Here is a 10,759-nt window from a genome sequence, read left to right on the forward strand (position 1 = left end):
ATTTACTGATTATCTTCTAACCATGTTCCCCAAGGTAAAAAGATAGCTTTTTCAAATAACGCTTGTTGCTCTTCTGTATTGCATTTAAGGAACTCTTGCCATATTTGCAATACAGACTCAATCTGTAACTCACCATGTTTTGCGAACCAAGCTGCTAGTGCTTCTTGACTAGGCTCTTCAAATCGTAGCCACTGCAATAAGTCTGGGATAACACTGACTAATTGGCTCTTCCTTAAATATGGGGGCACTTTCTTTATAATCAACTGCCCAAGACGAATTGTTAGCTCAATGCCAAGTTTTCGTAGCACCTGTTCTCTTTGAACCAGTGTCTCTTGCCAGTCACTGTCCATTGCAATTGATACTGGCATCAATAGAGGTTGACTAATTAGGCCACTTTCAAGCTTGGCCAGCAGCTGATATTGCAATAATTGTTGGGATACTTGCGAAATCGATAATAGAGAGAGCTTCTCGCCTTCTGCTATGACCCAGTATTTATCGGCTAGGACTTGAGGCATTTGACTTGCCTCACTGCTTATTGGCTTCTCGGTTCGTGCAACAGGCACATCTGGTGTGGTTAACAGAGCACGGTATGAAGCAATACTCGCTGCAGATGGCAGCTCAGCCTGAGGACGACCGACTGAGCGATTAAAACTTGAAGCGGCAGTTTGTCCATGCGCCTTTGGAGTTGCTGCGGTGATACTTGGTAAGGATTCACTAACCCTATGGCTCTGCTCCCCTTGTGACGGAGTCAATTGATAGGAGTTAGACTCGTTCACCTCATAGTGGTGAGGCTTAATACTCTGATAACTTGGCTCTTCCATAGGCGAATGACCAACAGATTGGCTATCACCAACTTGAGTTAAGGCAGATTGGAGCGCCTGCAGTATAAAATCATGAACATAGCGGCTTTGATGGAAACGCACCTCATGCTTAGCTGGGTGTACATTCACATCGACTTGATGGGGGTCAAGCTCTAACATGAGCACATAACTCGCTGAGGGCCCTGTAACATGCTCAGAGAACGCCTGCCTAACAGCATGATTAACTAACCGGTCACGAACAAGTCGACCATTAACATAAAAGTATTGCGTATCTGACGCAGGAGACTCAAAGAAAGGTGACTGAATATAACCACTGAGTTTAAGCCCTTCATGCTCGCAATTGACTTCAATTGCTTGCTGAGCAAACTTTTTACCGCTGACCTGAGCTAAGCGTTGTAAATACTGTTCTGATGATTTAGCTGGACGATAGTTTCTAACTGTCTTACCCGCATTTTTTAAAGTGAAATGTATATCACTTCTCACAAGCGCAATACGCTTAAGCCACTCATCAATATGAGTGAACTCAGTCTTATCACTTTTTAGAAAGCGCCTTCTTGCCGGCGTATTGAAAAAAAGGTCGACCGCTTCCACGGTAGAGCCTACGGGATGAGCGGCGGGTATGACTTTAACCGCCATATCAGAGCCTTCAGCATAGGCCTGCCACGCTTCGCTTTGCTCGGCAGTCCGAGAGGTCAGTGTTAGCCTAGAGACGGAACTAATACTGGCAAGTGCTTCACCACGAAAACCAAAACTCAAAATAGCGTCTAGGTCATCTAATGTGCTCAACTTAGAAGTAGCATGCCGTGACAGTGCAAGCGCAAGTTCCTCTTTAGGAATTCCTGAGCCATTGTCATGGATTTTAATCAGCTTGCTTCCACCCTTGTCAATCTCAATGTCGACACGAGTTGCACCTGCATCTAGGCTGTTTTCAACTAACTCTTTAATGACTGAAGCCGGTCTCTCAACAACTTCACCAGCTGCTATTTGGTTAGCTAATTGAGGTGGAAGTATCTGAATTGTCATAATTTCAGCTCTCAATTAAGGTACTAAATTTAGTACATGAACCGAACACAAGCTTAATAAGCTACGCACGAGGAATAGCTAGCTTCTGTCCTATTCGAATATTATTAGATTTCAAGTTATTAGCTTTTTTTATACTGGAAACGGTAACTTGATATTTGTGAGCAATCACAGATAAAGACTCACCTTTACGCACACTGTGTTTAATTGAGCCCTTGCTTGCCATTAAAGAGTTCACAGGTGGGTTGCTTTCGAAATATCTCAGCACACCTTTTTGCACCGCTTTAGCAATATTGTTTTGATGGTCTCTTTGTGACAGTAGTCTCTCCTCTTTATGATTCGAGATGAAACCAGTCTCAACCAATATTGATGGAATATCTGGAGACTTTAATACGCCAAAGCTTGCCGACTCTGGCTTATGCTTGTGTAATTTGGTGACTTTCCCCAGGTGAGACAAGACATCATCAGCAATATTATGACTAATTGCCATTGAGCGATCCATAGACATATCAAGTAAAGTCATTGCTAAATACTGTTCATTATCAGTATTTTGAATAATCTCACCAGCCCCGCCTAACAGCTCAGAGTGTTTCTCTTTATGCTCCAGCCATCGACCAATCTCACTATTAGCTCGTCGCATAGATAGTACCCATACCGATGCACCTCTTGGCTGTGGAGATGTAAAAGCATCAGCATGAATGGACACAAGAAGGTCAGCCTTACTATTTCTAGCTATCTCAGAACGCTTATTAAGATTCACAAAATAGTCCCCCGTACGAGTCATCACAGCTCTCATACCAGGTGTGGCATTAATTTTAGCTTCAACTTTTTTGGCTATCTGCAAAACAACTGTTTTTTCATAGATCCCTGTAGGACCAATAGATCCGGGATCATCACCACCATGCCCAGCATCAATGGCAACAATAACGTCACGAAGCTGCTGCTTTGATTGACTCGGCTGACTTTGCTTACTCGCAGAACTTGAGCCGCTATCGTCCAAATCAACAACTAATCGATTCCCATATGGTGATGTTGGAGGAAGAGCAAATAGACTCGCTTTAACAGGCTTTACAAGATCGATAACTAAACGCAGCGTCCCCTTTGAAGGCGGTTTGCTGATCCTGACCTTTTTAACGAGCTTACTGTTATTAGCAAGCTTACTCAGGTTAAATGCTGTCGAAGTCCCTTTAAGATCAACGACCAGCCGGTAAGGCCCAGTTAAATTAAAGTAGGTATAATCAGGTGTCTTGCTAAGGTCAAACACGATACGTGTCGACTCTGGAGCCGCCCAGATACGAACACCATCAAGCTTATTCGCACTGTGGGCAAAAAAAGAAGCCATTAGTGAAAGTAAAACAAGAGTAGATTTTAGAAGCTTATCGATTCTTATCATTATTATTTAAATTTACTCAGCAACGCTTGTCCCTTAGCTGAGCCTGAGGTTATCTCTACCTCACGACTCGCATCAACATACTTAATTTCAATACTGATATCAGCAGTTGGCATTAAACCATGGCCACGATCAGGCCACTCAACAATACAGATACTACGATCGGTGAAATAATCTCTAATCCCCATGAACTCAAGCTCTTCAGGATCACTCAGTCTATAAAGATCGAAGTGAAAGAGATCTATATCTGCAAACTCATAAGGCTCAACAAGTGCATAGGTAGGGCTTTTAACGGCGCCTGTATGACCTAACCCCTGAATTAAACCGCGGCTCAGGGTCGTCTTACCTGCACCAAGATCACCCGCTAAGTTCAGTGTTAAGGGGGGCGAAACTAACTGCGCTAAGCGTGTCCCAAGCTCGACTGTATCAAGCTCACTATTCAAAAAAACCTTAACCGATGACATGTTGTTGAGTTTACCTATCTAAAACTAATTCTAACCTGTTACTTTATACCAATTAGCCTATCAGCTAAACAGATTTCACTCTTGGTTTATTAAAGGTTATTAACCAGAGAACGAATATGCGGCATAAGATCACTCGCTAACATGCCCCTTTCTCCCGCAACGGCGGCTCTATCAGCAGCTTCTCCGTGAACAACCACCCCCATAACAGCCGAATCTAATATCGAAAAACCTTGAGACATTAAAGCGCCAATAATGCCAGAAAGCACATCACCACAACCTCCGCTCGCCAAACCAGGGTTGCCTACAGGAGCCACATAATAATGCTTTCCATCATAAATTAGGGTTCCAGGCCCTTTTAAGACCACAACACCACCATATTTTTGCTGAATATCTCTAACAGCTGCGAACCTATCTCGTTCAACTTCTGCAATACTAACCCCTAGTAAGCGTGCAGCCTCTCCACTATGAGGAGTCAGCACCCTGCCATCACACCTAGTGTGTTCTTCGCTCAATAGGTTCAGAGCATCGGCGTCAATCACACAGGGCTTATCACTTAGTCCAACAGCTTTTAGTAAGTTATAACCCCAAGTTTGTTTACCAAGCCCTGGACCTATCACTAATGTGTGTGCCCAGCCAAGCCTTAAGTACACCTCCATATCGACAAGCTCACAGCCCCAGAACATAAGCTCTGGTCGATTGGCATTTACAGTATGCTGATGTTCAGGGCGCGATATTACTGTTACTAGCCCAGCGCCCGACCTTAAACATGCTTCGCCAGCAAGTCTCACAGCTCCAGACATGCCAACATCACCGCCGATAACGGTGACCTTACCTGACAGGCCTTTATGAGTATCTCTATCTCTCGGAGCTAGCCTATCGTTAATGTAGCTAAGGGATACTCTTGAAAAATCAGTTTTAGGTAAAAACTCACTTAAGCCAAGCTCAGCTAGCGCTAGTTCACCACAGCAATGCCTTGCATGTCCTGTGAGCAGGCCGCGCTTTAATCCACCAAAAGTGAGCGTCATATCAGCTTTGATAGTCGTTAGTCCACTGCCTGTGTCTGGGTTTAGCCCAGAAGGGACATCCAAGCTCAACACCCATGCTGGACTGTCATTAACCAGCTGTACAAGCTGCTTAATACCATCCCGTAACTCCCGGGTAATTCCTGTACCTAGTAAGCCATCAACAATAACTTTGGCATCTATAGGTAGCGCCCCACAAAAAGATAAAACTTCACCACCTGCATCTATAAACTGCTGCCGCACCTCATTAAGCTCTGGCCTAGTTTTGCTCAAGTTAGACTCAGGCTCTATGGCAACTAAAGCCACTGAGTAACTCGCTTCAAGTAATCTACGTGCACAACTAAATGCATCAGCACCGTTATTACCATATCCTGCAATCACTAATATGTGACAAGGAGCAGGGAAAATTGATTGCACCTTCATAAACGCAGCAGCACCAGCAGATTCAATCAGGTCAATAACGCTAGATGTACCACTGCTAACGAACTGGTTCTCAGCCTCTTGTATCTGCTTGCTGGTATACATATTGTGGGGAAGTACTGAACAGTTCTCTAGCATTAAAAGCTCTCCTTAAGAGCGAAATATGGTTAATAAACACACAAGGTAAGATTAGTGTAATTAGAGCCTAAACTCTCAAATAGATTCACTGAAAATCTTAGTTAGATGCGCATAAGTTGATCTTGAACAATAAATCCCATTAACAGGATTTACCTTGCCAGTAATAACTTCGTTTCATCTATCGATTACTTGATTTTGTAACTATGTTTCGATAACGCACTTTTTAATTAACAAATAAAAAAAGGCACCGTTAGGCACCTTTTTCGTTACGCATTAAAACGCAAGTTACATTATAGAATCATTAAAATTGAGCTTATAGGTCATCCATTCGAATGCTACTGTGTACGAGTCTTTGCTGCTGGATCTTCTCAACTCGAACTAGGTCATTAAGTGCACCAGCGATATCTGAACATGAAGAGTGCTCAGCAGTTTTCTGTAGTAGGTCAATCAAACGATTATCCAAATTAAGATGAAGATCTAATACATCCTCTTCGGACATATTGGCTGTCAATACAGTGTCATGACACCTTTTAACAAAGTCTTCGAAGCTGATATCTTTATACCAAGTATCTAACACCTTCTTCGGCGCTTCATCTATATAATTCTCTAGCTTTTCAGACACTGATTTCTGATGCTGCTGAAAATATTCAAGCATCATTTTGACTCTGGTTGAATCGGCTTCAACTTGTAAACGGCTATATAATTTAGCCATCTCAATTCGGCAAGTTGCAACATAACCTAGTAGTTCGCTTAACTGTTGAAATCGCATTATCGCACTCCAAAAATACTTGCCAAAAGCTGGCTCAATTAATCATCTATGTGACCATTATGGGGACAAATTGAAAATGAATACTTGAACAAGTTCAAACTTTGCTACTTCTTAGTCAGCTACATTAGAGATTGTTAAAGAGTTTCGTTGTCCGTCACGTAAAAGGCTATAAGGTGATACAAGCGGAAATTAATAAAATAATGAGAGCTATGAGACTTAATTAGGACACCAGGTCCTAACGAGTAGAAAGCAGTGAAATTGTAGGAGTTAGTGTTTAGGTTGAGGGGGCTTTAGAAAGATGGAGGTTGGAGTCAGCCTTTTTAAAAGAGGTGGATTCGAACCTATTATAATTTCAAGATAGCTTTAATTTAGCTAAAAGTTGAGTATCGACTATTTCTACAAGCACAACTGAGCTAAAGAAGTTTTGACAAGCTTTGGGATGATTATTTTCAGAAAAGATGAAATTAGAAGAAAAATTGGAGCGACATATCGGGTTCGAACCGATGACCTATACCTTGGCAAGGTATCGCTCTACCAACTGAGCTAATGTCGCGTAATCTTTTTAAATTGGAGCGACATATCGGGTTCGAACCGATGACCTATACCTTGGCAAGGTATCGCTCTACCAACTGAGCTAATGTCGCTTAAAACTTTTATCTTAAAGACCTTGGTCAATCTCTAAGCTTTTAATTTGGAGCGACATATCGGGTTCGAACCGATGACCTATACCTTGGCAAGGTATCGCTCTACCAACTGAGCTAATGTCGCTTAAAACTTTTATCTTAAAGACCTTGGTCAATCTCTAAGTTTTTAATTTGGAGCGACCATTCTTTTCATAAAGAGTGGGTTCGAACCGATGACCTATACCTTGGCAAAAAGAAGGTATCAACTCTCTCGAGGAGATCAACTGAGCGAATGTCGCTTCAATTTTTAATTTGGAGCGACATATCGGGTTCGAACCGATGACCTATACCTTGGCAAGGTATCGCTCTACCAACTGAGCTAATGTCGCATATCAACTTTATTCTGCACAAGCAGTAAAAGTTGAGGCCGCATTATATGAGAATTTCATATTGCTGCAACCCCTTCTTGAAAATAAATTGACTGATTGGTCAAATTTTAAATACTTTAGCGCGATAATACTGCAATTCGGCAATGGATTCTTGGATATCAACTAAGGCTTTGTGAGTTCCTTGCTTAGTAAAGCCATCCATTAACTCAGGGCTCCAGCGGCGGGTTAGCTCTTTTATAGTACTGACATCGATATTTCGATAGTGAAAATAGTCCTCTAACTTGGGCATATACTTATTCATGAAGCGTCTGTCTTGCCCTATGCTATTTCCACACATAGGCGATACACCTTGTGGTACATATTTAGAAATAAACTCAATTGTCATTGCGACAGCATCATCTTCACTGTATTGGCTAGCTTTCACTCGCTCCACTAAGCCAGATTCACCATGATGCTTTTGATTCCAATCATCCATTACTGCTAGCTGTTCATCAGTTTGATGAATGGCGATAACAGGCCCTTCAGCGAGGATATTTAACTCTGAATCTGTCACTATCGTTGCGATCTCGATGACTCTATCAACATTGGGTTCTAACCCTGTCATCTCTAAATCTACCCAAATGAGATTGTTTGCATCTGCAACCATTGATCTGCCTTATTCTTCCTGTTTGCCTAAATTCAGGCTTTTTTGTTTAAGACCGTGTATCATACTGCTTTTTTAAGTAACGCAAAATCACCTTATTTACGATGACAAACCTGTGAGCAAAAAGAAACCCCTAAGTCAGGGTCAAAGACGCCGAATGCGAGCCAATCAAGAAAAAAGGCTGCAAAAGAAAGATTCAGCTAACAACGCCCCTGAACTACAGGATAGTTCACTTGGGCCAGAACAGCTCGGAACTGTTATATCACGTTTTGGACAACATGCAGATGTTGAAACTGAAACGGGTCAGGTCGTACGCTGTAATATCCGCAGAAATATTCAAAGTCTAGTCACTGGTGACAAGGTGATTGCTCGGCTAGCTCAAGATATTGACTCTGGCATTTCTGGTGTTGTTGAAGCCGTTCATCCAAGGCATTCCTTACTCTCTAGGCCAGATCTTTATGACGGCATCAAGATTATCGCTGCCAATATCGATCAAATCTTAATTGTCTCTTCGGTTGTACCCAGCTTTACGACACAGATCATCGATCGCTATTTAGTCGCTGCCGAAGATACTGGCATATCACCCATCATCGTACTCAATAAAACAGATCTTCTAACGGATGAAGAGCGCCCCGCTGTTGATGCTGCTCTTCAACGTTATCAAGATATTGGCTATTCCGTCTATAAAGTCAGTAGTAAATCAGGTTTAGGTGTTGATGCGATCAAAGATCTGTTAGACAAGAAGGTCAGCGTCTTTGTAGGCCAATCGGGCGTGGGTAAATCTTCGCTTATTAACGCCATGATGCCAGATGCAGAATTACTTATTGGTGATGTATCTCAAAACTCAGGCTTAGGCCAGCATACAACCACTACAGCTAAGCTTTTGCATTTTGCTAGCGGTGGTGACTTGATTGACTCTCCTGGTGTACGTGAATTTGCCCTTTGGCATTTACCAGCAGAAAGAGTCAGTGAGTGTTTTGTCGAATTTAGAGAATACCTAGGAACCTGTAAATTCAGAGACTGTAAACATAAAAGTGATCCTGGTTGCGCCATCACAGCAGCATTTAAAGATGGCGCCATAGCAGAAGATCGTTACAACAATTATCACAGAATTATTGCAAGTCTGGATGAACAACGTCACGCGAGACATTTCAGGTCTGGCGATGAGTAATACTCAATTGATGCAAAGATCATTCAAAAAATTAAGGGAAGAAAAACGTGGATAAAGTGAAAATTGCATTGCAATACATCATGCCGAAGCATTTGGTATCTCGTCTTGTTGGTAAACTTGCCGCAGCCGAGCTTGGTGCGGTGACTACCGCATGTATAAAATGGTTTATCAAGCAATACAAAATTGACATGAGTGAAGCTGCACAAAGTGAGCCTGAAGCTTACAAAACGTTTAACCAGTTTTTCACCCGCCCGCTAAAAAGCGGCATGCGCCCAATATATGATAATGAACAATATATTGTTCACCCTGTCGATGGTGCTGTGAGCCAATTAGGGCCAATTAAAGACGGACAAATATTTCAAGCTAAAGGGCATGAATATTCATCACTTGCACTACTTGGTAATCAAGCCGATGATGCTAAACGCTTCGAAGATGGTGATTTTGCTACGATCTATTTAGCGCCGAAAGATTATCACCGCATACATATGCCAGTTAAGGGCACGTTATCTAAGATGACTTATGTCCCAGGTGAGCTTTTTTCAGTCAACCCATTAACTGCTGAAAATGTTCCTGGCTTATTTGCTCGTAACGAGCGAGTCGTTGCAATATTCGAAACTGAGATTGGCCCTATCGCTATGGTACTAGTAGGTGCAACCATAGTTGCCAGTATCGAAACGGTATGGGCTGGTACTGTGACCCCACCAACGGGTAAAAACGTATTCACATGGGAATACCCAACTGAAGGTCCAGACGCACTGACATTAGATAAAGGTGCAGAGATGGGAAGATTTAAGCTGGGCAGCACTGTGGTCATGCTATTTGCCAAAGATGCACTCGACGAATTCGCCGATAATGTAGAGCCTAAAGCTGTTACCCGAATGGGACAAGCATTTGCAAAGATAGAGGATTAACCTGACTAAGTCTGGTCATCAGGTTTTTACTCCCTAGGTATAGATGGAGCCTTGATGAACCAAGCAACTAACACTCAACATTCAGGATTACTCCAATTACACCTCGCTGTGCTACTTTTTGGTGGCACAGCGCTTTTCTCTAAGCTCATCCCCCTAAGCGCTCTCGATATCACAGTCCTTCGCTGTGCTGTTGCAGCAGTCGTATTAGCAATAATAGTTAAAGCAAGTAAGGGAAACCTCTCACTACAAGCATCAAAAGATTACTTTATCGCTATAGGCTTAGGCATTATTGTCAGCCTTCACTGGGTGACCTATTTTGCCTCAATGCAGCTTTCATCAGTTGCTATCGGTATGATTGCTTTTTTTACTTACCCTGTTATGACAGTGCTCATTGAACCCTTATTCACAGGTCAGAAAATACAAGGTGTAGATATACTCAGCGGGATAACGGTATTAATTGGCGTAATGCTACTCATACCTGAAGCCAACTTAGGAAACGATGTCACACTAGGCATAGCAATTGGGATCTTGTCTGCAGCACTCTTTACTGCTCGAAACATTCTTCATAAAAGATATTTTTCGGCCTACTCAGGCACTAAAGCAATGTTCTACCAAACCGCTGTAGCAGTATTATTTTTAGCACCTTGGCATAGTGTTGATATCACTCAAGTTGAGCAAGGCGTATGGGGTTTGATTTTATTATTAGGTGTTGTATTCACAGCCGCTCCCCACTCGCTTTTTACCTCAGCGCTTCGCCATCTGAGTGCTAAAACTGTTAGCTTAGTCTCCTGTTTACAACCTTTTTATGGTGCAGTATTAGCCCTAATATTTTTAGGTGAACAGCTTGATCTAAAAACGGCTATTGGTGGTACCTTAGTGGTTGCAACCGCGATATTCGAAACAACACAAAGTAGAAAATCAGCAAAGAGAAATTAAATCCGTAAGCATAAATACAAAGCATACTCTGCAAATATGTAT

Annotated in this window: 9 protein-coding genes and 4 tRNA genes; 3 read left to right on the forward strand and 10 right to left on the reverse strand. The window is 42.3% G+C overall.

Annotated elements, in window-relative coordinates:
• Positions 1-2: 2 nt before the first annotated feature.
• The 10 genes from mutL to orn form a co-directional block, all read right to left on the reverse strand.
• Complete coding sequence (gene mutL, locus BM736_RS20800) at positions 3-1,844, reverse strand: DNA mismatch repair endonuclease MutL (RefSeq protein WP_076415751.1); 1,842 nt, start codon at positions 1,842-1,844, stop codon at positions 3-5.
• A gap of 61 nt (positions 1,845-1,905) precedes the next feature.
• The gene (locus BM736_RS20805) at positions 1,906-3,234 is read right to left on the reverse strand and encodes an N-acetylmuramoyl-L-alanine amidase (protein WP_076415753.1); all 1,329 of its coding nucleotides are present in this window, start codon (positions 3,232-3,234) and stop codon (positions 1,906-1,908) included.
• A 2-nt stretch (positions 3,235-3,236) separates the two neighbouring features.
• On the reverse strand, positions 3,237-3,695 hold the full coding sequence (gene tsaE / locus BM736_RS20810) for a tRNA (adenosine(37)-N6)-threonylcarbamoyltransferase complex ATPase subunit type 1 TsaE (protein WP_076415754.1): 459 nt from the start codon (positions 3,693-3,695) through the stop codon (positions 3,237-3,239).
• Between the two features lie 89 nt (positions 3,696-3,784).
• Complete coding sequence (locus BM736_RS20815; protein ID WP_076415757.1) at positions 3,785-5,275, reverse strand: bifunctional ADP-dependent NAD(P)H-hydrate dehydratase/NAD(P)H-hydrate epimerase; 1,491 nt, start codon at positions 5,273-5,275, stop codon at positions 3,785-3,787.
• 313 nt (positions 5,276-5,588) lie between these two features.
• Complete coding sequence (locus BM736_RS20820) at positions 5,589-6,044, reverse strand: hypothetical protein (RefSeq protein WP_076415759.1); 456 nt, start codon at positions 6,042-6,044, stop codon at positions 5,589-5,591.
• 477 nt (positions 6,045-6,521) lie between these two features.
• A tRNA-Gly gene (locus BM736_RS20825) sits at positions 6,522-6,597 on the reverse strand.
• Between the two features lie 15 nt (positions 6,598-6,612).
• Positions 6,613-6,688 (reverse strand) — tRNA-Gly (locus BM736_RS20830).
• Between the two features lie 48 nt (positions 6,689-6,736).
• A tRNA-Gly gene (locus BM736_RS20835) sits at positions 6,737-6,812 on the reverse strand.
• 168 nt (positions 6,813-6,980) lie between these two features.
• Positions 6,981-7,056, reverse strand: a tRNA-Gly gene (locus tag BM736_RS20840).
• A gap of 100 nt (positions 7,057-7,156) precedes the next feature.
• Positions 7,157-7,702 (reverse strand): oligoribonuclease, encoded by a 546-nt coding sequence (gene orn / locus BM736_RS20845; protein WP_076415762.1) that lies wholly within the window; start codon positions 7,700-7,702, stop codon positions 7,157-7,159.
• A 112-nt stretch (positions 7,703-7,814) separates the two neighbouring features.
• Here orn and rsgA point away from each other — a divergent pair, with 112 nt between their 5' ends.
• The 3 genes from rsgA to BM736_RS20860 are packed head-to-tail and all read left to right on the forward strand — an operon-like array spanning position 7,815 to position 10,717.
• Positions 7,815-8,870 (forward strand): small ribosomal subunit biogenesis GTPase RsgA, encoded by a 1,056-nt coding sequence (gene rsgA / locus BM736_RS20850; protein WP_076415764.1) that lies wholly within the window; start codon positions 7,815-7,817, stop codon positions 8,868-8,870.
• Positions 8,871-8,917: 47 nt separating this feature from the next.
• Positions 8,918-9,781, forward strand: a complete 864-nt coding sequence (gene asd / locus BM736_RS20855) for an archaetidylserine decarboxylase (protein ID WP_076415766.1) — start codon at positions 8,918-8,920, stop codon at positions 9,779-9,781.
• 54 nt (positions 9,782-9,835) lie between these two features.
• Positions 9,836-10,717: a DMT family transporter gene (locus BM736_RS20860; protein ID WP_076415768.1), complete on the forward strand. Its 882-nt coding sequence runs from the start codon at positions 9,836-9,838 to the stop codon at positions 10,715-10,717.
• The last annotated feature ends 42 nt before the right edge of the window (positions 10,718-10,759 follow it).

It is taken from the genome of Shewanella sp. UCD-KL12 (assembly GCF_001957125.1).
Classification (GTDB): domain Bacteria; phylum Pseudomonadota; class Gammaproteobacteria; order Enterobacterales; family Shewanellaceae; genus Shewanella.

Bases quoted from the DNA above. Each gene is read 5' to 3' on its own strand.
- BM736_RS20860 (WP_076415768.1), top strand. From the start codon at position 9,836: ATGAACCAAGCAACTAACACTCAACATTCAGGATTACTCCAATTACAC.
- orn (WP_076415762.1), bottom strand. From the start codon at position 7,702: ATGGTTGCAGATGCAAACAATCTCATTTGGGTAGATTTAGAGATGACA.
- BM736_RS20815 (WP_076415757.1), bottom strand. From the start codon at position 5,275: ATGCTAGAGAACTGTTCAGTACTTCCCCACAATATGTATACCAGCAAG.
- BM736_RS20820 (WP_076415759.1), bottom strand. From the start codon at position 6,044: ATGCGATTTCAACAGTTAAGCGAACTACTAGGTTATGTTGCAACTTGC.
- mutL (WP_076415751.1), bottom strand. From the start codon at position 1,844: ATGACAATTCAGATACTTCCACCTCAATTAGCTAACCAAATAGCAGCT.
- tsaE (WP_076415754.1), bottom strand. From the start codon at position 3,695: ATGTCATCGGTTAAGGTTTTTTTGAATAGTGAGCTTGATACAGTCGAG.
- BM736_RS20805 (WP_076415753.1), bottom strand. From the start codon at position 3,234: ATGATAAGAATCGATAAGCTTCTAAAATCTACTCTTGTTTTACTTTCA.